The 23,884-nt window shown below is 64.1% G+C and carries 21 protein-coding genes; 11 read left to right on the top strand and 10 right to left on the bottom strand.

All coding sequences use genetic code 11. The features are described 5' to 3' along the window. Nucleotides 1–103 precede the first annotated feature (103 nt). Nucleotides 104–607 (top strand): GFA family protein, encoded by a 504-nt coding sequence (locus CVM73_RS23030; protein WP_100234138.1) that lies wholly within the window; start codon nt 104–106, stop codon nt 605–607. A 247-nt stretch (nt 608–854) separates the two neighbouring features. Further along, entirely contained in the window at nt 855–2,516 is a 1,662-nt protein-coding gene (locus CVM73_RS23025) for a thiamine pyrophosphate-binding protein (RefSeq protein ID WP_100234137.1), read from the top strand. A gap of 176 nt (nt 2,517–2,692) precedes the next feature. Here the strand turns inward: CVM73_RS23025 and CVM73_RS23020 are convergent, their stop codons facing one another. Continuing rightward, nucleotides 2,693–4,072 (bottom strand): LLM class flavin-dependent oxidoreductase, encoded by a 1,380-nt coding sequence (locus tag CVM73_RS23020; RefSeq protein WP_100234136.1) that lies wholly within the window; start codon nt 4,070–4,072, stop codon nt 2,693–2,695. 287 nt (nt 4,073–4,359) lie between these two features. Between CVM73_RS23020 and CVM73_RS23015 the strand changes: the two genes are divergently transcribed. The 6 genes from CVM73_RS23015 (at nt 4,360) to CVM73_RS22990 (ending at nt 10,078) form a co-directional block, all read left to right on the top strand. Next, nucleotides 4,360–5,745, top strand: a complete 1,386-nt coding sequence (locus CVM73_RS23015) for a M20 family metallopeptidase (protein ID WP_100234135.1) — start codon at nt 4,360–4,362, stop codon at nt 5,743–5,745. Between the two features lie 87 nt (nt 5,746–5,832). Next, complete coding sequence (locus CVM73_RS23010; RefSeq protein WP_100234177.1) at nt 5,833–6,744, top strand: amino acid ABC transporter substrate-binding protein; 912 nt, start codon at nt 5,833–5,835, stop codon at nt 6,742–6,744. Nucleotides 6,745–6,861: 117 nt separating this feature from the next. Then, nucleotides 6,862–7,593: an amino acid ABC transporter permease gene (locus CVM73_RS23005; RefSeq protein WP_100234134.1), complete on the top strand. Its 732-nt coding sequence runs from the start codon at nt 6,862–6,864 to the stop codon at nt 7,591–7,593. A 4-nt stretch (nt 7,594–7,597) separates the two neighbouring features. Continuing rightward, nucleotides 7,598–8,290 (top strand): amino acid ABC transporter permease, encoded by a 693-nt coding sequence (locus CVM73_RS23000; protein ID WP_100234133.1) that lies wholly within the window; start codon nt 7,598–7,600, stop codon nt 8,288–8,290. A gap of 8 nt (nt 8,291–8,298) precedes the next feature. Beyond that, nucleotides 8,299–9,030: an amino acid ABC transporter ATP-binding protein gene (locus CVM73_RS22995; protein WP_100234132.1), complete on the top strand. Its 732-nt coding sequence runs from the start codon at nt 8,299–8,301 to the stop codon at nt 9,028–9,030. A 187-nt stretch (nt 9,031–9,217) separates the two neighbouring features. Then, entirely contained in the window at nt 9,218–10,078 is an 861-nt protein-coding gene (locus CVM73_RS22990; RefSeq protein WP_167407001.1) for a D-amino-acid transaminase, read from the top strand. A 127-nt stretch (nt 10,079–10,205) separates the two neighbouring features. Here CVM73_RS22990 and CVM73_RS22985 read toward each other — a convergent pair whose 3' ends face one another. From CVM73_RS22985 to CVM73_RS22975, 3 genes are all read right to left on the bottom strand, one after another. Further along, entirely contained in the window at nt 10,206–10,667 is a 462-nt protein-coding gene (locus CVM73_RS22985; protein WP_100234130.1) for a carboxymuconolactone decarboxylase family protein, read from the bottom strand. Nucleotides 10,668–10,694: 27 nt separating this feature from the next. After that, nucleotides 10,695–12,302 (bottom strand): DHA2 family efflux MFS transporter permease subunit, encoded by a 1,608-nt coding sequence (locus tag CVM73_RS22980; RefSeq protein ID WP_100234129.1) that lies wholly within the window; start codon nt 12,300–12,302, stop codon nt 10,695–10,697. A 118-nt stretch (nt 12,303–12,420) separates the two neighbouring features. Beyond that, complete coding sequence (locus CVM73_RS22975; protein WP_100234128.1) at nt 12,421–13,599, bottom strand: HlyD family secretion protein; 1,179 nt, start codon at nt 13,597–13,599, stop codon at nt 12,421–12,423. 214 nt (nt 13,600–13,813) lie between these two features. On the opposite strand from CVM73_RS22975, the gene CVM73_RS22970 reads away from it, so the two are divergent. Further along, on the top strand, nt 13,814–14,725 hold the full coding sequence (locus CVM73_RS22970; protein ID WP_100234127.1) for a LysR family transcriptional regulator: 912 nt from the start codon (nt 13,814–13,816) through the stop codon (nt 14,723–14,725). A gap of 12 nt (nt 14,726–14,737) precedes the next feature. Here the strand turns inward: CVM73_RS22970 and CVM73_RS22965 are convergent, their stop codons facing one another. Further along, the gene (locus tag CVM73_RS22965; protein WP_100234126.1) at nt 14,738–18,169 is read right to left on the bottom strand and encodes an indolepyruvate ferredoxin oxidoreductase family protein; all 3,432 of its coding nucleotides are present in this window, start codon (nt 18,167–18,169) and stop codon (nt 14,738–14,740) included. Nucleotides 18,170–18,323: 154 nt separating this feature from the next. Here CVM73_RS22965 and CVM73_RS22960 point away from each other — a divergent pair, with 154 nt between their 5' ends. After that, on the top strand, nt 18,324–18,779 hold the full coding sequence (locus tag CVM73_RS22960; RefSeq protein ID WP_100234125.1) for an Lrp/AsnC family transcriptional regulator: 456 nt from the start codon (nt 18,324–18,326) through the stop codon (nt 18,777–18,779). A gap of 28 nt (nt 18,780–18,807) precedes the next feature. Here CVM73_RS22960 and CVM73_RS22955 read toward each other — a convergent pair whose 3' ends face one another. From CVM73_RS22955 to CVM73_RS22945, 3 genes are all read right to left on the bottom strand, one after another. Then, nucleotides 18,808–19,647: an MFS transporter gene (locus tag CVM73_RS22955; RefSeq protein WP_100234176.1), complete on the bottom strand. Its 840-nt coding sequence runs from the start codon at nt 19,645–19,647 to the stop codon at nt 18,808–18,810. Between the two features lie 76 nt (nt 19,648–19,723). Continuing rightward, nucleotides 19,724–20,227: a hypothetical protein gene (locus tag CVM73_RS22950; protein WP_100234124.1), complete on the bottom strand. Its 504-nt coding sequence runs from the start codon at nt 20,225–20,227 to the stop codon at nt 19,724–19,726. 57 nt (nt 20,228–20,284) lie between these two features. Further along, nucleotides 20,285–20,686 (bottom strand): hypothetical protein, encoded by a 402-nt coding sequence (locus CVM73_RS22945; RefSeq protein ID WP_245452410.1) that lies wholly within the window; start codon nt 20,684–20,686, stop codon nt 20,285–20,287. 88 nt (nt 20,687–20,774) lie between these two features. Between CVM73_RS22945 and CVM73_RS22940 the strand changes: the two genes are divergently transcribed. Continuing rightward, complete coding sequence (locus CVM73_RS22940) at nt 20,775–21,689, top strand: LysR family transcriptional regulator (RefSeq protein ID WP_100234123.1); 915 nt, start codon at nt 20,775–20,777, stop codon at nt 21,687–21,689. Between the two features lie 11 nt (nt 21,690–21,700). On the opposite strand, the gene CVM73_RS22935 is transcribed toward CVM73_RS22940, so the two are convergent. Continuing rightward, entirely contained in the window at nt 21,701–22,486 is a 786-nt protein-coding gene (locus CVM73_RS22935) for a fumarylacetoacetate hydrolase family protein (RefSeq protein WP_100234122.1), read from the bottom strand. A 15-nt stretch (nt 22,487–22,501) separates the two neighbouring features. Next, the gene (locus CVM73_RS22930; RefSeq protein WP_100234121.1) at nt 22,502–23,869 is read right to left on the bottom strand and encodes an LLM class flavin-dependent oxidoreductase; all 1,368 of its coding nucleotides are present in this window, start codon (nt 23,867–23,869) and stop codon (nt 22,502–22,504) included. Between the last annotated feature and the right edge of the window lie 15 nt (nt 23,870–23,884).

The following is a 23,884-nucleotide window of genomic DNA, read 5'->3' as shown; positions in this document are numbered from 1 at the left end:
ATTCTCAGATGCGCAATTGCGCATCGTAGCTCGCGACTTCGTCGCGCCCCGGAATGACGATCGTGTATCGTCGCGCTCGCAATGACGACGGAGAGAGCCCCCCATGGCCAAAGCCGCAGCCGCCGCAGGAATCGCCACCGGCCAATGCCTCTGCGGCAAGGTCACCTTCGAGATCGACGTTCCCGCGCGCTGGGCCTGGCACGATCATTCTGCCGGTAGCCGCCGCGCCCATGGCGCGGCTTACGCGACCTATATCGGCAGCTGGAAGAAGCGCTTTCGCATCACCTCCGGCAAGACCGCGCTGACCCGTTACGAGGACAAGGCGACGAAGACCGCGCGCAGCTTCTGCTCGCATTGCGGCACGCCGATCATGTACGAACGCCCGCGCGGGCCGCACATGGTCAACATCCCGCGCGCGCTGTTCAACGAGCGCACCGGCCGTCAGCCGCTCTATCACATTGCGATCGAGGAGCTGCAGGAATGGGCCTATACCGGCGAACCTCTGGTGCCGCTGAAGGGTTTTCCGGGCGTGGTCTGGCAGCGCTCGAAAAAGAAGAAGCGTGCAGGCGGTGAGGACCCGTTCGAGCTCGGGCGCGAGGAGATGTAGCCCCACTCTCGTGCCCCGGACGCAGTGCGGCGCGCAGTGCCGCACTGCTGAGTCGGGGCCCATGCATCAGCGAACCCGGAGCGAATCTGGATCCCGGCTCTGCGTCGCAACGTTGCACGTTGCGTCGCGTCCGGGACACGAGACCGCCACACGCAACGCAGCCATGACCGCGCTTCCTTGCGCGGCTCCCAAGACTTCGGCCATCATGCCTTCAGTCCGTGCGGCAACGCCCGCTCCTGGAGGAAACATGAAGAACAAGATCACCGGCCGCTCCGCCTTTCTCGCGCTGCTCAAGGACGAAGGCATCACGCACCTGTTCGGCAATCCCGGCACCACCGAGCTGCCGATCATGCATGCGCTGAAGGATCATCCCGATCTCACCTATGTGATGGCGATGCAGGAGAGCCTGGTGGTCGCGATTGCCGACGGTTATAGCCGCGCCTCGGGCAGGCTCGTCGCCTGCAACGTTCATGTCGCGCCCGGCCTCGGCAATGCCATGGGCTCGCTCTACAACGCCCAGTTCACGGGCACGCCGATGATCCTGACAGCGGGCCAGCAGGAGCAGGGCCACGGCCTGATGGAGCCGGTGCTGTACGGGCCGCTGGTGCGCATGGCCGAGCCGCTGGTGAAATGGGCGGTCGAGGTGACGCGGCTGGAGGACCTGCCGCGCATCGTGCGTCGCGCCGCCAAGGTCGCGATGACGCCGCCGACCGGACCTGTGTTCATCTCGCTGCCGGGCGACATCCTGAATAGCGAGGTCGGGATCGACCTCGGGCGCTGCACCCGCATCGACGCGCGCACAAGGCCGTCGGACGAGGCGTTGAAGGCCTTTGCCGTGCGGCTGCTGAAGGCCGAGCGTCCCGTGATCGTCACCATGGACGAGGTCGTCAAGAGCGATGCGCTGAAGGAGGCTGCGGAGCTGGCCGAGCTGCTCGGCGCCGCCGCCTATCAATCGTCGACGCCCTATGGCTCGCACTTCCTCTCGGAGAGTCCGAGCTTTATCGGCGCGCTCGCGCGCGTGCAGAAGGCCGCGCGCGATACGCTGGCGCCTTACGATCTCCTGATCGCGCTGGGCGGCGATCCCCTGCGGATGTCGGTCTACAGCGAGGTCGACGCCCTGCCTGACGGACTCGGCATGGTGCAGATTGGTCTGGTCGATTGGGAAATCGCCAAGAATTACGGTGCGGAGATCGCGCTGAAGGCAGATCTGAAGGAGACGCTGCGCGCGCTGATCCCTATGCTGAAGGAGATGGGCGGCGCGACACTTGCGAGCCGCGCAAAACAGCGTCTCGCCGAGCTCGCGCCGAAGAACTGGACCGCCCGACGCGCCGCGCTGGTCGAGCAGATCAGCAAGAGTGCCGGCCGTGCGCCGATCGATCCGGATTTTCTGGTGCTGCAAATGGTCGAGGCGATGCCCGACCATGCGATCCTCGTCGATGAAGGTCTCACCTCCAGCCGCCAGGTCGCGGCGCTGCGGCCGCACCGCGACCGTTACGGCTACCACGGCCTTGCTTCCGGCGGCATCGGCTGGGGCCTGCCCGCATCGGTCGGTGCCAGCCTCGCCAATCCGGATCGTCCCGTGGTGTGCTTCTCCGGCGATGGCAGCGCGATGTATTCGATCCAGTCGCTATGGACTGCGGCGCATCACAAGCTGCCGCTCAACGTCGTCATCGCCAACAATGGCGGCTACCGCATCATCAAGCAGCGCCTGCTCGCCTTCCACGGCGATGACAATTACGTCGGCATGGATTTCGTCGATCCGCCCGTGGATTTTGCTGGCGTCGCCAAGGCGCTCGGTTGCGAGGCGATCAAGATCAGCGATCCCCGTGAATTGAAGGCGACGCTGGCGTCGACGTTTGGCCGGCCGGGGACCAAGCTGATCGAGGTGATGGTCGACGGGAAGGTGTAGGGCGGGCTGCCTTCACCGTCATCGCGCAGGTGCTCGCCACAAACTCAGCTGTCATCGCCCGGCTTGATCGGGCGATCCAGTAGTGTGCCGAGTATGAACGGCAGCTTGAGCCGAGAAGCCGCGGCGTACTGGATGCCCCGGTCAAGCCGGGGCATGACACCGAGTGTGTGGCGGCTCTAACCCGTCCTCCCCACGCGATACCCCGCCGCTGGATGCGGCGCATCTAACCGCGCGCGGCCCTGGCCGAACAGCTTCTCCCGCAGCGTGCCCTTTGCATACTCGCTCTTGTACCGTCCCCGTCGCGTCAGCTCCGGCACCAGCATGTCGGCGATGTCCTCGAAATCGCCGGGCGAGATCGCGAACGCGACGTTGAGGCCGTCGACATCGGTCGCCTCGAACCATTGCTCGATCTTGTCCGCGACCATCTCCGGCGTGCCGACCACGACCGGGCCGGCGCCGCCGATGCCGACATGCTCGATGACGTCGCGCACGGTCCAGACCCGATCGGGATCGGCGCGGGTGACGTTGTCCATCGCGCTGCGGCCGGCATCGTTCTGGACGTGGCGGACCTCCTGGTCGAGGTCGTAGCCGGAGAAATCGACGCCGGTCCAACCCGACATCAGCGCCAGCGCGCCTTCGGGGCTGATGTGGCGGCGATAGTCGGCGTATTTCTCCTTCGCCTCGGCTTCCGTCCGTCCGAGGATGATCGTCATCATCGAGAACATCAGGATCTCGGCCGGGTTGCGGCCGAGCGCGGCGGCCTCCTGGCGGATCGCGGAGACGCGCGGCGCAATCACCTTGGCCGACGGTCCCGACATGAACACGCACTCGGCATGCCTGGCCGCAAACTGCCGGCCCCGCGGCGAGGTGCCGGCCTGGTACAGCACCGGCGTGCGCTGTGGCGACGGCTCGCTGAGGTGAATGGTGTTGTTGATGCGGTAGTTCGCGCCTTCATGATTGACGCGATGAACTCTTGCGGGATCGGTGAAGATGCCTCGTGCCCGGTCGCGCAGCACGGCGTCGTCTTCCCAGCTGCCTTCCCAGAGCTTGTAGACGACCTCCATATATTCGTCGGCGACGTCGTAGCGGTCGTCGTGTCCGGTCTGCTTGTCCTTGCCGGCACCGCGCGCGGCGCTGTCGAGATAGCCGGTGACGACGTTCCAGCCGATCCGTCCCTCGGTGAGATGATCCAGCGTCGACATCCGCCGTGCGAACGGGTAGGGCGGTTCGAACGACAGATTGCTGGTGACGCCGAAACCGAGATTTTGCGTCACCGCGGCCATCGCCGAGAGCAGCAGCAGCGGCTCGTTCGACGGCGTCTGCGCTGCATTGCGCAAGGCTGCGTCAGGGCTGTTGCCATAGACGTCGTAGACCCCGAGCACATCGGCCAGGAACAGCCCGTCGAAACGGCCACGCTCCAACGTCTTGGCGAGATCGATCCAATAGGGCAGGCGGTTATACTCGGCGGTGCGGTCGCGCGGATGGGTCCACAGGCCCGGTGACTGGTGTGCGACGCAATTCATCGCAAAGGCGTTGAGCCTGATCTCTTTGGCCATGCTGGTCCCCTCGGCGCCCTGTACTGAGCGCTCTTCGAATGATAGATGTGCGCCCCAACTTGGCGAAGTTCTTGCATATAATTGGCCCTTGGCAAGGACCAAGATAGAAAGGCTTGGGTCTTGGCAAGACCAAATTCAGCGGCGCTGCTGCCCTTGGCAAGCCAATCTCAAGAGAGCAAGAACGAAATCGCAAGAGAAACTACAACAACTGCCCAAGCCCCCGCCACTTTCGACGGCCTATGTAGCCCACTACGTTCGCCCGCGTCGAAACCTTGAAAACGAAAGCAATGACCAGAGCCGACGCCATCACCCGCGCCCGGGATGACTTCAAATCCGGTGCGTTCCTCGCTGAACTCGACCGCCGCGTCGCCTACAAGACCGAGAGCCAGAATCCGTCGCGCGGCGCCGAGCTGCGCGCCTATCTGGAGCAGGAGATGCAGCCGGCCTTCGCCGCGCTCGACTTCACCAGCCGCATCGTCGAATCCCCCAGCGGCAAGGCGCCGTTCCTGTTCGCCGAGCATCACGAGAGCGCGTCTGCGCCGACCGTGCTGATCTACGGCCATGGCGACGTCGTCGACGGCATGGAGGGCGAGTGGCGTGAGGGGCGCGATCCCTGGCGCACGACGGTTGCGGGTACGCGCCTCTACGGCCGCGGCACCGCTGATAACAAGGGCCAGCACAGCATCAACATGGCGGCACTCCGTGCGGTGCGTGACGCGCGCGGTGGCAAGCTCGGCTTCAACGCCAAATTCATCATCGAGATGGGCGAGGAGATTGGCTCGCCTGACCTCGGCAAGGTCTGTGATCTCCATCGCGACGCGCTCAAGGCCGACCTGTTCATGGCTTCCGACGGGCCGCGCCTATCCGCCGACCGGCCGACGCTCTTTCTTGGCTGCCGTGGCGGCATCCGCATCCATCTCGACGTGAACTTGCGCGACGGCGGCCATCATTCCGGCAATTGGGGCGGCGTGCTCGCCAACCCCGCGACCATCCTGGTCAACGCGATCTCGACGCTGGTTGACGGTCATGGCCGTCTCCTGCTCGATGCCTTGAAGCCGCCGCGGCTCACCAACCAGATCCGCAGCTATCTCGCCGATGTGCAGGTGGTGCCGACCGCGGACGAGCCGGCGCTGGCCGAGAATTGGGGCGAGGAGGGATTGTCGGCGGCCGAACGGCTCTACGCCTGGAATACGCTGGAAGTGCTGGCGATGTCGTCGGGCAATATCGAGAAACCGGCGAACGCCATTCCCGGCCACGCCAATGCTGTGCTGCAACTGCGTTTCGTGGTCGGGACCAAGATCGACGGCCTGATCGAGGCCATTCGCGTGCATCTGGTCGCAAAGGGTTTTCCGATGATCGAGGTGCGGGCGGCCCAGAGTTTTGCTGCATCGCGCACGGATTTCGACAGCCCCTGGATCAAATGGGCGGCGGATTCGGTGACGGAGACCACCGGCAAGGCGCCGGCGGTGCTGCCGAATTTCGGCGGCTCGCTGCCCAACGACGTCTTTTCCGATATTCTGGGCCTGCCGACGATCTGGGTGCCGCATTCCTATCCCGGCTGCTCCCAGCATGCGCCCAATGAGCACATCCTGCTGCCTTTGACCGAAGAGGCCTTGACGGTGATGGCCGGGCTGTTCTGGGATCTCGGGGAGTTGCCGGCGCCGTTAACCTGAGCCGTTGATCCCGCCGAAAGTTACATTCTAATCCGGCTCGATTTGTGCTTGCATCCGGGCCGCATCATCCGAAAGGGGAAGAGAAAAGTGAAACATTTCCGCCACATCGGGCTCGCGCTCGCCGCGACCTTCGTCGTCAGCCAGGCCGGGGCCCAGGAGCTGACCGGCACGCTGAAGAACATCAAGGACACCGGCGCTATCACGCTGGGCTTCCGCGACTCCTCGATCCCGTTCTCCTATCTCGACGACAACCAGAAGCCCGTCGGGTTCGCGATGGACATCTGCTACAAGATCGTCGACGCCGTGAAGAAGGAGCTCAAGCTCGACAAGCTCGAGGTCAAGCTCAACCCGGTGACCTCGGCGACCCGCATCCCGCTGATGGCCAACGGCACCATCGACCTCGAATGCGGCTCGACCACCAACAATGCCGAGCGCCAGAAGCAGGTCGCTTTCACCAATACCCACTTCCTGACCGCCAGCCGCTACGTGTTCAAGAAGTCGAGCGGCCTGAAGTCGATCGACGACCTCAAGGGCAAGACCGTGGTCTCGACCGCCGGCACCACCAACATCAAGCAGCTTACCGAGGCTAACGTCGCGAAAAGCCTCGGCGCCAACATCATTCCGGCCAAGGACCACGCCGAAGCCTTCCTGATGGTCGAGACCGACCGCGCCGTCGCCTTCGTCATGGACGACATCCTGCTGGCGAGCCTCGTCGCCGGCTCGAAGTCGCCGAATGACTACGTGATCTCCAAGGATGCGTTCTCCAAGCCCGAGCCCTATGGCATCATGCTGCGCAAGGACGACGCCGCCTTCAAGAAGGTTGTCGATGCGGCAACTGCTGCGCTCTACACCTCGGGCGAGGCCCAGAAGATCTACGACAAGTGGTTCACCCAGAAGATCCCGCCGAAGGGCCTGAACCTCAGCACGCCGATCTCGGCCGAGCTGAAGAACGAGTTCGCCAAGCCGACGGACTCGCCGAACCCGGACGACTACAAGTAAGATAAAACCTCGATCTTTCGATCGGGATCATGTCCGGCCACTCTTGACACCAGGGTGGCCGGACATTTGCATAGGCGCTCAGGACATCCATGACTGGCGCGTTCGCGCGGGGGACACGTGAACTACAACTGGAACTGGGGAATCTTTTTCCAGCCGAACCCGATGGGGACCGGCACCTATCTCGACATGCTGCTGTCGGGCCTGGCGCTGACCCTCAAGACCGCGGCGCTGGCCTGGGTGATCGCGCTGATCACCGGCTCGATCGTCGGCGTCATGCGCACGCTGCCGTCGAAGGGCGCCACCTGGTTCGGCTTCGCTTACGTCGAATTCTTCCGCAACATGCCGCTCCTGGTGCAGCTGTTCCTGTGGTTCTTCGTGTTGCCGGAGATCCTGCCCAGGGCCGCGGGTCTGTGGCTGAAGCAACTGCCGAACGCGCCGTTCTGGACGGCTGCAATCGGCGTCGGCTTCTTCATGTCGGCGCGCGTGGCCGTGCAGTTGCAGGCGGGCATCTCGTCGCTGCCGCGTGGGCAGAAGATGGCGGCGACCGCGCTGGGCCTGACCACCGTGCAGGGCTATCGCTACGTGCTGCTGCCGATGGCGTTCCGCATCATCCTGCCGCCGTTGACCTCCGAGTTCCTCAACACCATCAAGAACACCGCGGTCGCCATCACCATCGGTCTGCTCGAGCTGACCGGACAGGCGCGCTCGATGCAGGAATTCTCGTTCCAGGTGTTCGAGGCCTTCACGGCCGCGACCATCCTCTATCTCCTCGTCAACGCCGTCGTCGTGACCGCGATGCGCTTCCTCGAGCGCTGGGTCGCGATCCCCGGCTACATCACGGGGAAATAGCGCCATGCTCGGAAATTTCGATTTCGACGTCATCCGCCGCGCGCTGCCCTATCTGTTCTACGAGGGCATGACGTTCACGCTGACGCTGACGGGGCTCGCAGCATTCGGCGGCCTGGTCTTCGGCACGGCGCTCGCCCTGATGCGCCTCTCCGGTCTCAAGCTGCTCGGCCGGATCGCCGGCGTCTATGTCGACTTCATGCGCTCGCTGCCGTTGGTGCTGGTGATCTTCTGGTTCTACTTCCTGGTGCCCTATATCGGGCAGTGGCTGACCGGCGCCTCGCGTCCGATCAGCGTCGGCGCGTTCGCATCCTCGCTCATCACCTTCATCATGTTCGAGGCGGCGTATTTCTCCGAGATCATGCGCGCCGGCATCCAGTCGATCTCGCGCGGGCAGCCGGCCGCGGCCAGCGCGCTGGGGCTGACCTACGCCCAGACCATGCGCTACGTCGTGCTGCCGCAGGCCTTCCGCAACATGCTGCCGGTGCTGATCACGCAGACCATTGTGCTGTTCCAGGACACCTCGCTGGTCTACGTCCTGTCGATCACGGACTTCCTGGGCGCGGCGAGCAAGGTGGCGCAGCGCGACGGGCGCCTGGTCGAAATGTATCTGTTCGCAGCAGTCGTCTACTTCACCATTTCCTGTATCGCGTCCTTCGGCGTCCGCCGCCTCCAGGCGCGCATCGCCATCATTCGCTAGGGCCCGTCATGATCGAAATCAGCCACGTCGATAAATGGTACAGCCCGAGTTTCCAGGTGCTGACCGACTGCACCACCAGCGTCGCCAAGGGCGAGGTGGTGGTGGTGTGCGGTCCCTCCGGCTCGGGCAAGTCGACGCTGATCAAATGCGTCAACGCATTGGAGCCGTTTCAGAAGGGCGACATCAGCATCGACGGTATCAAGGTCAACGATCCCAAGACCGATCTGCCGAAGCTGCGTTCGCGTGTCGGCATGGTGTTCCAACATTTCGAGCTGTTCCCGCACCTGAAGATCATCGACAATCTCTGTCTCGCGCAGGAGAAGGTGCTGGGCCGGTCGCACGACAAGGCGGTGACCAAGGGCATGCAACTCCTCGATCGCGTCGGCCTGAAGGAACAGGCGCAGAAGTTTCCCGCGCAGCTGTCCGGCGGCCAGCAGCAGCGCGTGGCGATCGCGCGCGCGCTCGCCATGGACCCCATCGCGATGCTATTCGACGAGCCAACCTCGGCGCTCGACCCCGAGATGATCAGCGAGGTGCTCGACGTCATGGTCGACCTCGCCCATGAGGGCATGACCATGATGGTCGTCACCCACGAGATGGGCTTCGCCCGCAAGGTGGCCAACCGCGTGATCTTCATGGACCGCGGCGAGATCGTCGAGGACGCGCCGAAGGACGATTTCTTCGGCAAGCCCCGCAGCGACCGCGCGCAGAAGTTCTTGTCGAAGATTCTGTCGCATTAGCATCAGCCGTCATTCCGGGGCGCGCGGTAGCGCGAGCCCGGAATCCATCGGGCCGCAGTCCGCGAGGTGAAATGGATTCCGGGTTCATTCGCTTTGCGAATGCCCCAGAATGACGAATAGAGGGTGATCGGCCCTCCCATTTCGCGTATACACGCGCCAAATCCCATTTCCCGCCAGGAGACCCGCTTTGGACCCGCTCGCCTACGTCAACGGCTCATTCGTCCCGCTCTCGGAAGCCAAGATCTCGGTGCTCGACCGCGGCTTCCTGTTCGCCGACGGTATCTACGAGGTCTCGGCCGTGCTCGACGGCAAGCTGGTCGACAATGCTTCGCATCTGGCCCGGCTTGAGCGTTCGGTCGGCGAGATCAAGCTGAGGCTGCCGGAGACCGTCGAGCGCATCACCGAGCTGCAGAAGGAGCTGATCGCGCGCAACAAGCTCGTGAACGGCCTCGTCTACCTCCAGGTCACGCGCGGCGCCGACAAGGGGCGCGACTTCCCGTTCCCCAAGGCTGACGTCAAGTCGAGCCTGGTGATGTTCACCTCCGAGAAAGACATCATCAACGCCCCGGTGGCAAAGACCGGCATTAATGTCATCACGGTACCCGACATCCGCTGGGAGCGCCGCGACATCAAGAGCGTGGCGCTGCTGGCGCAGGTGCTAGCGAAGCAGGCCGCAGCCGAAGCCGGTGCGGGGGAAGCCTGGATGCTGCAGGACGGCTATGTCACCGAAGGCGGCTCGTCCTCGGCGTTCATCCTGACCAAGGACGACGTCATCGTCACCCGCAAGAACTCCAACGCGATCCTGCCGGGTTGCACCCGCAAGGCCGTGATCGCGCTTGCCGAGGAGCGCCAGCTCCGCGTCGAGGAGCGGTCCTTCACGGTTGCCGAGGCGCTCGCCGCCAAGGAAGCGTTCATCACCAGCGCATCCTCATTCGTGCAGCCGGTGGTCGCCATCGACGGCAAGACGATCGGCGACGGCAAGCCCGGTCCAATGGCAACGCGCCTGCGCGAGATCTACGTGGAGTTCGCCAAGGCGACGGCGGTTTAAGTCATACACTCCGCTGTCATCGCCCGCGAAGGCGGGCGATCCAGTACGCCGCGGCGGCTGTGTGGACCGCACTGTCTCTGGAATACTGGATGCCCCGCCTTCGCGGGGCATGACAGTTGTGAATCCCTCACGCCACCGACGCCGTCACCTTCACCGGATGCACGGCGCGGAATGCGATCGCGATCCTGTTCCAGGCATTGATGGCACCGATCAGCATGGTCAGGTTCACCGTCTCCGAGTCGGAGAACTCCGCACGCACTTGTTCGTAGACGTCGTCCGGCGCATGCGTCTCGGCGATCAGCGTCACGGCTTCCGTCCAGGCCAGCGCGGCGCGCTCGCGGTCGGAATAGAGCGGGGATTCGCGCCAGGCGTTGAGCAGGTAGATGCGCTGCTCGGTCTCGCCGCGCTTGCGGGCGTCCTCGGTGTGCATGTTGATGCAGAAGGCGCAGCCGTTGATCTGCGACGCGCGGATCTTGACCAGCTCGATCAGCGATTTCTCCAGGCCCGTCGACTGAATCTGCTGTTCCAGCGCCATCAGCGCCTTCATCGTGTCGGGTGCGGCCTGGTAGAAGTTCATGCGGGGTTTCATGGTTGGTCTCCTTCGCTTGGGTTGATCTTAGTGGGCTCCGCCGGCCGAGGTCTGGCCGGGCTTCTTCAGGAAAAATACGGCGATCAGCGCCACGATCAGTGCCATGCCGAGCAGATAGAAGGTGTCGCTGAAGGCGAGGACATAGGCCTGCTTCTGCACGATACGGCCGATCGCGACATAGGCGCGATGCGCGGCGTCCGCATGGTCGAGGACGCCGTGATTGATGAAGTACTGGGTGAGTTGCTCCAGCCGCGTGCGCGTCGCCTGCTCGAACACCGAGACCGACTGCATCAGCACGTTGGAGTGATACTGCTCGCGCTTGGTCAGCACGGTCTGGAGCAGCGCGATGCCGACGGCGCCGCCGAGATTGCGCATCATGTTGAACAGGCCGGAAGCCGAGCCCGCATTCTCGGCTTCGATGCCGGCGGTTGCCACCGCCGACAGCGGCGCCATGACCAGCGCCTGTCCGATGGCGCGGACGACATTGGGCCACAGCAGCTGGTCGGCGGCGTAGTCATTGGTCATGTAGATGTTCATGAAATTGGACGCCGCAAACAGCACGAAGCCGATGCCGATGATGATCCGTGCGTCGAATTTCTGCATCAAGCGCGGCACCAGCGGGATCAGCAGGAGCTGCGGCAGTCCGGTCCACGCCAGCACCATACCGATCTGCTCGGCATTGTAGCCCTGGATGCGCGACAGATATTGCGGCAGGATGAACACGGAGCCGTAGAGCGCGATGCCGAGCAGGAAGTTCGCGAGCATGCCGAAGCCGAAATTGCGCCGCACCAGCAGGCGCAGGTTCAAGAGCGGCTTCTTCACGGTGAGCTCGATGACCAGGAAGGCGGTCAGCGCCACCGCGGCGATGATCGACAGCTTGACGATGAAGGGCGAGCCGAACCAGTCGTCCTTGTTGCCTTCCTCCAGCACGGTCTGGAGCGCGGCGAGCCCGATCGCCATGGTGATGATGCCGGCCCAGTCGCCATCCGCTAGCTGCGCCAGCTTCATGGGCCTCGCCTCGAGCGCGTACCAGAGCATGCCGACCATGATCGCGCCGGGCACCAAATTGACGTAGAAGATGTACTCCCAGCCGAAATTCTCGGTGAGATAGCCGCCGATGGTTGGGCCGATCGCGGGTGCGAACGTCGCCGACAGTGCGAACAGCGCGAGGCCCACCGGCTGCTTGCCGCGCGGCAGCAGCGTGATGATCAGCGTGAAGGCCATCGGGATCAACACGCCGCCGGTGAAGCCCTGGATGGCGCGCAGCACGATCATCTGCGACAGGTCCTGCGCCAGCGCGCAGGCTGCGGACAGAGCCAGGAACAGGATCGCGTTGGTGAGCAGATAGATCCGGATCGAGAACACCTGCGCGAGCCAGCCCGACAGCGGGATCACCACGATCTCGGCGATCAGATAGGAGGTTGAGATCCAGCCGCCGTCGTCGATGCCGGCGCCGATCGCACCCTGGATGTCGGCGAGCGAGGCGTTGACGATCTGGATGTTCAGCACCGCCATGAAGGCGCCGAGCGTTGCGCCGATCACCGCGATCCAGGTCTTGGCGGGCACCGCCTGAGCGGCGGGCGCGGGGATGTTGCCGGCGGCTGCGACGTTGAGGGCGGGTTGGAGAGTGGTCATGGAAGCCTCGTCTCGGATACGGAGACAGGATGCAGTAGGCGGACGATTTCGATAGTCGAGGATGTTCCGGAAGGGTCATCCGGCGGGATTTGACAATCCAGCCGGAGCCTTCCCGGCCTCAACCGCCGTTCGGGCGGGTCATGTTGGCTGCGAGACGCTTGGCCGTCTCGCGCTCGGCCAGCACCGTCGCCTTTGTGTCGATGGTCGGCACTGCGGACATGCCGGGGCGCAGCAGGCCGTTGAGGCTGTGGTCGTCGAGCACGATCTTCACCGGAACGCGCTGCACGATCTTGGTGAAGTTGCCGGTGGCGTTGTCGGGCGGCAACAGCGCGAATTCGAGCCCGCTCGCCGGCGACAGGCTGTCGACATGGCCGTGCAGGGTCCGATTGCGAAAACTGTCGACGTGCAGCTCGACCGGCTGGCCGGGCCGCACATGGGTGAGCTGGGTCTCCTTGAAGTTGGCAACGACATAGACCGCATCGAGCGGCACCACCGCCATCAATTGCGTGCCGGCCTGCACGTACTGGCCGACGCGCAAGCTGCGGGCGCCGACCGTGCCATCCACCGGCGCGGTGATTTCGGTATAGGACAGGTTCAACTCCGCCTGCTGCGCGACCGCACGGGCACGTTCGAGCTGGGCTGCGGCCTGGGCGCGCTGGGTGGTGAGCACGTCAATCCTGCGCTGCGCGGCCACAAGGCCGTACTTCGCGTGCTGCAATTGCGCGCTGCTGGCGCGCAGCGCCGCATCGGTCTGCTGCGCGCGCTGGATCGTGCCGGAGCCCGACTTCATGAGGTCGTCGTACCGGGCGCGCTCCTCCTGTGCGAATTTCAAATTGGCGTCCGCAGCAGCGACGTCAGCCGTGCTTTGCTCGATGATCGGCTGTTGCAGCTCGAGCTGGGCATCGATGTTGCGCACGGACGCTTCGGCGGCCGCGACATCGGCGCGGGCCTGATCGAGTGCGGCCTTGAAATCGCGGTCGTCGATCTTGGCCAGCAGCTGGCCCGCCTTGACCTTTTCGTTGTCGCCGACCAGCACCTTTGCGATGTAGCCGGAGACCTTCGGCGCGATGATCGTGGAGTCCGCCTTCACATAGGCATCGTCGGTGGTCTCGAGGTAGCGGCCGTTGGTCCAGTAATCGTGTCCGTAGTAGGCCATGCCTGCCGTGCCTGCGAGGAGCGCGAGCACCAAGGCCGCGCGCCGGACCATGTTCCGGGCTGGGACAGCGGGCGCCTTGGCGTATTCGCAAGTGATTTCAGTCGCTTGCTGGAAGGTCTCGGTGCGGGGCAGCTCGGACATTGCGGTCTCCTGTCGGCTCGCTGAGACTATCGGTCTTGCCGGCCCGGGCGATAATTGGCAAAATTCTGGAAGGATTATCCACTGTAGGTGGATAATCGGGGCCGTTGCCTCGGTTCGTGATGTTCTACCGGGCCGGGGACGCGACTGCCCCAGAGCGATTGCGGCCTCTGTCGCGCGATTGCTGCTGATGCGTACATCCTCGCGCAGGGAAGCCATGGATCGATTGACCAGCCTCGAAGTGTTCAGCCGGGTGGTCGAGACCGGCGGCTTCTCCGCAGCAGCCCGCAAGCTCAACATGTCGACCACCATGGTGAGCAATCACGTGCAGGCATTGGAAGGCCGGCTCGGGGTGAGGCTGCTTCACCGCACCACGCGCAAGGTCAACCTGACCGAGATCGGCAAGGCCTATTACGACCGCTGTGTCCAGATCCTCGCCGACGTCGAGCAGGCCGACGACATCGCGAGCGAATTGCAGTCGGTGCCTCGCGGCACGCTGCGCATTCACGTCGCGACCCATATGGTGCCGTTCGTCGCGCCGGTGGTGGCGAAACTGCTGTCGACCTACCCGGAGCTCAAGATCGATCTGCGCATGGGCGAGGCCGATGTCGATCTCATCGAGGAAGGCTACGACGTTGCCCTGCGCATGACCCCGCCGCCGGATTCGAGCCTGATCGTGCGGAGCCTTGCCACCTGGCGTCACGTGCTGTGCTGCTCGCACGATTATCTCGAGAAGCACGGCCGGGTGCAGAAGCTCGACGAGCTCACCGGGCACAATTGCGGTCGACACCTGAACTATCCGTTTGGCGACGAATGGCGCTTCCTTGATCGCAAGGGCACGCCGGCCTCCGTGCGCATCTCGGGCAGCTTCGTCACCAATAGCGGGGAGGCGCTGCGGAAGGTCGCGCTGGAGGGCGCTGCCGTCTGCCTGATGGCCGGGTTCCTCATTCAGGACGATCTCGAAGCCGGCCGCCTCGTGCGCCTGTTGCCGGAGTATCGAACGGTCGAGCTCTCCATGAACGCGGTCTATCCGCACCGTCATCATCTGTCGGCGAAAGTCAGGACCTTCATCGATCTGCTCGTGCACCACAGCGCCGAGCAGCAAAAGCTGATCAACCCGTATTCATGAGCGACGCTGCGCTCAGGCCGCTCGCGCCGCTCTCGGCCGCGCCAGCAGGGATTCGACCTCGGTCTTGACCGAAGCGATCGCAGTCTCTTTCACCGGCCCATAGCCACGAATGTTCATGGGGGCCTTGGCTACGACAATGAGATCCGGAAGATGCGCCGTGTCGAGCTCGCCGAGCATCCGCTCGATCAGGCCTTCATACCAGACGATCAGTTCCCGCTCGGCGCGCCGTTCTGCCGTGTAGCCGAACGGATCGAACGGCGTTCCGCGCAGCCCCTTCAAGCGCGCGAGCATGGCCAGAGGCATCTGGATCCACTGGCCGAAGGCGCGTTTGCGCGGCCGGCCACGGGCATCGCGCCGCGACGGCAGGAATGGCGGGGCGAGGTGATACTGGACGCTGAAGCCGTCCTCGAATTCGCGCTTCAACTCGTCGAGGAAGCCGCTTCTCATGTGCAGACGCGCCACCTCGTATTCATCCTTGTAGGCCATCAGCTTGAACAAGGAGCGTGCGACCGCCTCCGTCAGCATCTCGCTGTTCAGAGTGGACTCGGCGCCGCGGACCTTCGTGACGATCGCCCGGTAGTGTGCCGCATAGGCCGCGTTCTGATAGGCCGTGAGGAACTCGGCACGCCCAGCAATGAGCTGGTCGAGCGTCTCGGCTTCGGGCGCATCGCCCGCCTTCGGCAAAGAGTCCGGATCGGCCGCGGCGATCCGGCCCCAGGCGAAGGCCTGCTTGTTGCGCTCGACCGCGACGCCGTTGAGCTCGATGGCGCGCAACAGCGCCTGCAGCGAGACGGGGATGAGGCCGTGCTGCCAGGCAAAGCCAAGCATGATGATATTGGCATAGACGGCATCGCCGAGCAGGCGTTCGGCCAGCGCATTGGCGTTGATCGTGTCGAGATTGTCGTTGCCGATCACCTGACGGATCGCGCGCAGGCGGGCGGGCGAAGCGAGATCGGCGTCGCGGAAGCGGACCACGTCGCCGGTCGGCATCTCCGCGGTGTTGACAGCGGCACGCATGCCGCGGCGATAGGTGCCTGACGCCTTTGGCGAGGAGCTGACGACGAGATCGCAGCCAATCAGCGCATCGGCGGCGCCCTGGTCGATGCGGACTTGATGCAGCGCCTCCAGTGAGGCGGCGAGGCGGATATAGCTCAGAACCGGGCCGAACTTCTGCGCGAAGCCCGTGAAATCGAGCACCGAGACGCCGCGGCGTTCGAGATGCGCGGCCATGCCGATCAGTGCGCCGACGGTGATCACGCCGGTGCCTCCGACGCCGGTCACCAGCAGGTCATAGGGACGGTCGAGCGCGGTGGGCGCGGGCAAAGGAAGCGCGGCGGCGCGGCTGACCGCGTCGATCTGGCTCGCACTCTTCTTCCGGCGCGTCGCGCCTTCGACCGTGACAAAACTCGGGCAGAAGCCGTTGAGGCAGGAAAAATCCTTGTTGCAGGCCGACAGGTTGATCTGCCGCTTGCGGCCGAACGGCGTCTCCTTCGGCTCGACGCTGAGGCAGTTGGATTCGACCGAGCAGTCGCCGCAGCCCTCGCAGACGAGATCGTTGATGTAGGCAAAGCGCTTGGGATCGGCCAGCTGCCCGCGCTTGCGGCGACGCCGCTTCTCGGTGGCGCAGGTCTGCTGATAGATCAGCACCGAGACGCCGGGAACGTCGCGCATCTCACGCTGCACGGTGTCCATCTCCTCGCGGGGGTGGATGGTCACGCCGGTCGGCACGTCGGCAGGCGAGAACTGTGCGGGATCATCCGACACCAGCGCGATGCGCTCAACACCTTCGGCGCGGACACTGTGGGCGATGGCATGGACGCTGACGGGACCGTCGACCGGCTGGCCTCCGGTCATCGCCACGGCATCGTTGAACAGGATCTTGTAGGTGATGTTGGCGCCTGCCGCGATCGCCTGCCGGATCGCCATCGAGCCGGAGTGGTAGTAGGTGCCCTCGCCGAGGTTCTGGAAGATGTGCTTGCGGCCGGTGAATCGCGACGAGGCCGCCCAGTTCACGCCCTCACCGCCCATCTGGATCAGCGAGGAGGTCTCGCGGTCCATCCAGCTCGCCATGAAGTGGCAGCCGATGCCGGCCAACGCCTTCGATCCCTCGGGCACTTTCGTCGAAATGTTGTGCGGGCAACCGGAGCAGAAATACGGCGTGCGCGTTGCGCCCGGCACGTTGATCGTGCGCGCAGCCTCCGGCATCAAGGCTGCTGCGCGGGCGGCGAGATTGAGGCCCGGAAACATCGGGTCGAGCCGGCGCGCGAGCACGCCAGCCAGCGCGCGCGGCGACAATTCGCCAATCCAGGAAATCAGCCTTGCACCGGTTTCGTCATGCTTCCCCACCATGCGTTCGGGCTTGCTGCCGGGATAGTCGTAGAAGTATTCCTTGAACTGGCTCTCGATGATGCCGCGCTTCTCCTCGACCACCAGGATCTCGCGCTTGCCTTTCACGAAGTCCATGGCGTCATGCAGCGCCAGCGGCCAGACCATGCCGACCTTGTAGACGTCGATGCCGATGCTGCGGCAGGCCGCTTCATCGAGGCCCATCAGCCGCAGCGCTTCCATCAAGTCGAGATGCGCCTTGCCCGTGGTGACGATGCCGTAGGTGGCGCCCGGAATATCGTAGACGTGGCGATCGATCGGGTTGGCCTTGGCGAAAGCGTAGACCGCGTGCTTCTTCGCCTCCAGCCGCTCCTCGATCTGCGGGCCCGGCAGGTCGGGCCAGCGATAGTGCAGGCCGCCGGGCGGCGGCGTGAAGTCGGGCGTGCGGAAGACGCGCGGCGGGCGCAATGCGACGGATGCGCCTGATTCCACGATCTCCGAGATCGCCTTGAAGCCGACCCACATCCCGGAGAAGCGGCTCAGTGCATAGCCATATTCGCCGAACGCGAGATATTCGCCGACGCTTGCCGGATGCAGCGTCGGCATGAACCAGCTCATGAAGGCGACGTCGGACTGGTGCGGCATCGAGGAGGAGACGCAGCCATGGTCGTCACCCGCGACCACCAGCACGCCGCCATGCGGCGAGGAGCCATAGGCGTTGCCGTGCTTGAGCGCATCGCCGGATCGGTCGACGCCCGGGCCCTTGCCGTACCAGAGCCCGAACACGCCGTCGACCTCGCGATCTCCTTGTGTTTCAACCTGCTGCGAGCCGAGCACGGCGGTCGCGGCGAGATCCTCGTTCACTGCGGGAAGGAATTCGATGCGGTCCCGCTTCAGTTGCTCCTGGATGCGCCACAGTTCGAGATCGACGCCGCCGAGTGGCGAGCCGCGATAGCCGGAGATGAAGCCTGCGGTGTTGAGGCCGTTGGCGCGATCGCGCCTCACCTGGTCGAGCGCGATGCGGACGATGGCCTGCGTGCCCGTGAGGAAGACGCGGCCTTCCTCGCGGTCGTAGCGGTCGGAGAGTTCGTAGGTGTCGAGTGACGGAATGGCGTCCATGGCGGACCTCGCGCGGCATCCTGCCCAGTGATGACAGGTTATGCCTGGGCAGTTGGTAAATCTTACCTATTCATCCCAACTCGAGCGTCATTTCGGTAGAATTTTGCGTTCCGCGGCGATTTCTGGTAAATCTATATCGAATTGAGGGGCTTCCATGATCGAAGAGCAGGACACGCGCATTCTCGCCCACCTCCAGAAGGACGGCCGTGCGACCAACCAGCAGCTCGCGGATGAAGTCGGCATGTCCACCTCGGCCTGCTGGCGCCGGGTGCGGGCTCTGGAAGAGAGCGGCATCATCCAGGGCTATGCGGCGCTGGTCGCACGCGAGCAGGCGGGCTTTGCGATGTCCGCCATTCTCCACGTCTCGCTGGAGCGGCATGATGCGAAGTTCGTGGACGAGTTCGTGACGCGGGTGACCAGGCGCCGCGAGGTGCTGGAATGTTTCGCGACCACGGGCGATGCCGACTACCACTTGCGCGTCGTCGTGCACGACATGGCAGCCTATAACCGCTTCCTCGACGAGTTCATGTTCCGCATTCCCGGCATCCGCTACGTCCGCAGCAACGTGGTGCTGAAGGAGATCAAGACCAGCGTGGCGCTGCCGTTTTGAGGATGCTTCGTTCGCGCGCAGCAGGCATTCACATCGTCTCGGTCGGCCTGCGACGGACTAGCTGGCGCAGCGACAGGACGTGCAGAAGGATCGAGCTTGGCACGACGAAGGCGGGCGTCAGCACATTCGGAAAACCATCGACGGCCATGCTCGGGCCCTGTGGAATGATCAGCTGAAACGGGCCGGGCGACATGATCATACCCAAGATGATCGCGACGGCGAAGTCCGCAAGGCCGAAGACATTCCAAAGGATCGCTGCTCTTCGTCCCTCCGTCGTCCCACTTGCGAGGGCAATCGCCGCCGGTACGGCGAAAATACCAGTCAGCACATCGCCTGTTCCTGCCGGCAACGCGCAGAGGCCCGGCAGCACCCCGCGCAGCCAGTAGGCAAGCCATTGGCTGCCGAAGATGCGGTAAAGCTGAAGGGCGATGAGCCATGCGGCTGGCATTGCATCAAGCAGTTGTCCTATGCGCGCCGACAGCAGCAGCACGGGAGCGCCGACGATCACCGGCAGCAGGATCGCGGCGGGGAGCAGCGGCAGGGAGGAGGCGCCTGCGCGGAATGCATCGTTGATGGCTGCTGTCCAGGCGATGGCGGCCCAAAGTGTGAAGGGAATCATGACGAACAGCCAGGTCGCCTGCCGTTGTCTTGGCGTCAATGAAGTGCGTTCGAGGCCGAGCCACAAGCCGAGGGCGATGAGGCCGTGAGCCATTAGCCGAACCCCTAGAGCTGGCAAGCCGCTCTCTGGAAGTGCGGGCAAGGCGTAGATCAACCAGGTCCACAGGGTTGTGAACAGAGCGGCGTAGATCAGGCTGAGCCGGGCGGGAAGCGGCGCAACCACGCCAGCGGAAATAGTATTGGTGTTCATCGGCATCCTTTCATGCGGGCGCGATCCCGATCGGCTGCTCTGCCGGCACGCAGCAGATTGCGATCCGCGTGTTGCGTTACGATCTCTGCGCTTCCGATCCGGGCCTCAGCAAAAGCATGAAGACGAGAACGTGGCCGGCCAGCAGCAAAGGCACGTAAAGGGCCGGGATATAAATGCCGGCGCCGAACAAGCCGGGATTCTGAATCTTCGTCGCGCCCACGTAATACGCATTCAGGAGATCGAGCGTACCCCAGACGTTGAAGATCCAGACCATCGGAATGGCGATCGACCATCGCCTGGAGAGTGCCGCCATTGAGATGAGTGCAAGAGTGGCTGCGGTGAGATCCCCCCATCCGACCTCGCTGGCAAAATCCGGGCTCAGCTCCGGGGAGACGAACCCCGCGACCATGAAGTTCATCCCCAGGAAACGGAACGCATGGAAGGCTGCGAGAAGTCTCAGGGCGTCATGGCGCGGCATCGCTCGGACAAAGGGCCAAACATAGACGGAGGCCACCACCGCGCTTGTCAGAAAAGCGCCTGCGACACTGAGGACGAATGGAAGGTTGAAACCCGGTGGCACGTTCGAATGTCCTTGTATTGGTTCGTCCGGTCGGATGGGGTCGCGGCCACCGGCCGGTCAGGGCTTCGTCATGAGCAGGCGAAGCGGCATGAGCGGGCCGACTGCGATGTATTCGTGGTCGATGAGATCCTGCCTGGCGAGCGGCAGTGCATCCATGATCGCATGCGCTTCGGCATTATCCCTGGCATCCAGCAGGAAGATGGCGCCGCGCCCATCGGACCGCGAATACCATTCACGGACTTTTCCAGTGAGATAGAGCTGGACCGTCTGCCTGACTTCATCAGGCATGACGGTCATGATTTGCTCACGTGTGATGCCCGCCTTGACGGTCAGGATGACCATGATCCCGGTGGTCGTGGGTGACGGCACTTGTGCTTGGGCGGCGGATGGTTCGGTCATGGCGGTAACACCTGTCAATGTGAGGGCGAGTGTCAGGGCAGCTTTGCGGATGGCCTTCATCGGTTTCGCTTCTCCGGTGCGGCTTGTTTGCAATCAGGATGTAGGACGGCTTTCCGCGAGGGACTATTCGCGATAATGTTGATGGGCTATGAAGCAGAACTTCACAGTCAGGCAGGGGGCTCTCGACGGCGTCGAGGCGTTCCTCAGCGTCGCCCAGCACCGCAGTTTTCGACGGGCAGCCACTGAGCTCGGGGTGACGCCATCGGCCATCAGCCAGGCGGTCCGCGCGCTCGAGGCGCGCGTCGGCGCTGCACTGTTCATTCGCACGACCCGCAGCGTCGGCCTGACCGAAGCAGGCGAGCGCTTCCTTGCGCGCGCACGACCGGCCTTCGAGGAGCTCGTCGCTGCAAGCGGAGCGGCGCGTGAGCTCGGACAACGGCCGGCGGGACTGCTGCGTCTCACCGTGCCGCGCTCGGTCGTGCCGATCCTGCTCGAGCCGCTGATCGCTTCGTTCTGTCAGGCGTATCCGGAGATCGAACTGGAGCTTGCTGCCAGCGAACAGATGGTCGACCTCGCGGCCGGAGGTTTCGATGCCGGCATCAGGATGGGGCAGTTCATCGCCCCCGATATGATCGCGGTACGGCTGACCAAGCCGCTTCCCCTCATCGTCGTCGGCAGCCCCGCTTATCTCGCCCGTGCCGGTCGGCCCGAGTGTCCGGACGATCTGCGCGCACATGCTTGCCTGAGATTGCGACGATCGAGCGGCGCGCTCGCATCATGGTCGCTCGACGACAACGGTCGTTCTTTCGAGATCGCGCTGTCAGGACCTTTCATCGCCTACGATTACCCGACAATGCTTGGCGCCGCTGTCGAAGGCGTGGGTCTTGCGCAAGTGCCTGCACCGTTGGCCACCGGCGCCATCGCGTCGGGAAAGCTGGTCCATGTGCTGGAGAAATTCTCGCCGATGACGCCGGGCGTCTTCCTGTACTATCCGGGTCATCGGCAAATCCTGCCGAAGTTGCGCGCCTTTATCGACCATGTGAAGAGCCGATCGGCAGGCTGATCCGGCGGCGTCTACTGCCCCTCCCTCACAAACCTGTTCCGCAACGTCCCGACGCCTGTGATGTCGATCTCCACGACATCGCCATGCTTGATGTCGGGCGAGGCACCGTCGGTGCCCATCCAGATCACGTCGCCGGGCCACAGCGTGAAATACCTGGTCAGCTCGACCAGGAACGGCACCACGCCGAAGATCATGTCGTTGGTGTAAAAGCGGTTGGTCTCCTTGCCGTTGACCCGGACGACGGTCTCCATCCTGGCAAGATTCGCCTTGGTCTCGATCCACGGGCCCATCGGCTTAAACGTGTCGGCGTTTTTCGAACGCCACAGGCTGCGATCGGCCTTCTGCCAGCTGCGCTCGCTGACGTCGTTGCCGATGGTGTAGCCGAACACGCAATCCATCGCGTTCGCTTCGGTGAGATGCTTCACCTTCTTGCCGATGACGACGACGAGCTCGCCTTCATAATGGATCTTGTCGGTCGCAAAGGATGGGATCACGACATCCTCGTCATGGGCGATCAACGCATTCTGCGCGCGATAGCCGATCTCGGGACGGTCGGGCACGGCCGGCACCTCGCCGCGCTTGTCGGCCGCTTCCTTCAGGTGCTTCAGATAGTTGAGGCCGACGCAATAGAAGGTGCGCGGGATCAGCGGCAGCTCGATCTTCACGTCGCCCAGCGGATACGTGCGCGAGCTGCGCTGCCATTCACTGAGCGGATCGCCGTCGACCGCGACGACCTGATCGTTCTCGACGATGCCCCAGGAAGTTTTGCCCGCGGCGGTGAATTTCAGCCAGCGCATATCGTGTCCTCGTCGTTATTCCGCGGCATCGCGCGGCTGCACCTTCCAGGCGCCGGCCGCCGGTCGCTTGAGCCCGAGATTTTCCCGCAACGTCTTGCCGCGATAGTCCTTCTGGAACAGTCCGCGGCGCTGCAGCTCCGGCACGACATGCTCGACGAAATCGGCGTAGGAGCCGGGCACATAGGTCGCGGCGATGACAAAGCCGTCGCAGCCGCGCTCGACGAACATCTCTTCGAGCTTGTCGGCGATCTCCTTGGGACCGCCGACCATGGCGTCATGCACCTGGCCGCGGCCGGAGAAGGTGACGAAGTCGCGGGCGCTCGGGTTGCTCTTGCCCGAATTCTTCAGCACGCCGTCGCGGATGCCCAGGATGCCCTGCATGCTCTTCAAGTCTTCCGTCGTCAGCGGCTCGTCCAGATTCTTGGAGGCGAAGTCGTAGTTGAGCGCTTCGGCGAGCAGCGACAGCGCGTCGATCTCGAGCGGCAGCTTGTTGATCAGCGCCATTTTGTCCTCAGCCTCCGCCTTGCTCGCGGCGCAGACCGGCGTCGTCAGGTTGCAGAGGAACATCTGGTCGGGATCGCGGCCGGCTTTCGCAGCCTCGTTGCGCACGGCAGCATACCCCTCCTTGGCGCTCGCGAGGTTGCGCGCGGCGGTGAAGATCACCTCGCCCCATCGCCCGGCGAAGCGCTGGCCGCGGCCGGATGCGCCGGCCTGGATGATCACCGGATGGCCTTGGCTCGAGCGCGGCACGGTGAACGGCCCGCGCGACTTGAAGGCCGGCCCCTTGTGATCGAGCCGCTTCACCTTGGTGGGATCGGCAAAGCGGCCGCTCTGCTTGTCCATGATGAGCGCGCCGTCCTCCCAGGTGTCCCAATGGCCGAGCACGACCTCCATGAACTCGTCGGCGCGGTCGTAGCGGGAATCATGCTCGGGATGGGAGTCGCGCCCCATGTTGAGCGCCTCGCCGTCGTTGAGCGAGGTGACGACGTTCCAGCCGGCGCGACCGCCGGACATCAAATCGAGCGTTGCGAAGCGGCGCGCGACGTCGAAGGGCTCGTAGTAGGTGGTCGAGCATGTCGCGCCCAAGCCGAGCCTTTCGGTGACCATGCCCATCGTGGTCAGCACGATCAGCGGGTCCATCTTCACGCAGCGGATGCCGTATTCGACGGTGTGGGCATGGTCGTTGCCGTAGCGGTCCGGCATTGCGAGGCGGTCGTCGAAGAAGGCCATGTGGAACTTGCCGGCCTCGAGAATTCTGGCGATCTCCTGATAATAGTCCGCCGACATGGAATCGTCGCGCGAGTCCGGATGCCGCCAGGAGCTCGGCAAGTTCGTGCAGTTCTGTGCCTGGAGGAAGCCGACCAGTACCATCTGCCGATTCATGTTACTGTTCTCCGA

This window comes from Bradyrhizobium forestalis, assembly GCF_002795245.1.
GTDB classification, from domain to species: Bacteria; Pseudomonadota; Alphaproteobacteria; order Rhizobiales; family Xanthobacteraceae; genus Bradyrhizobium; species Bradyrhizobium forestalis.
This window is presented reverse-complemented; position numbering and strand designations above follow the sequence as displayed.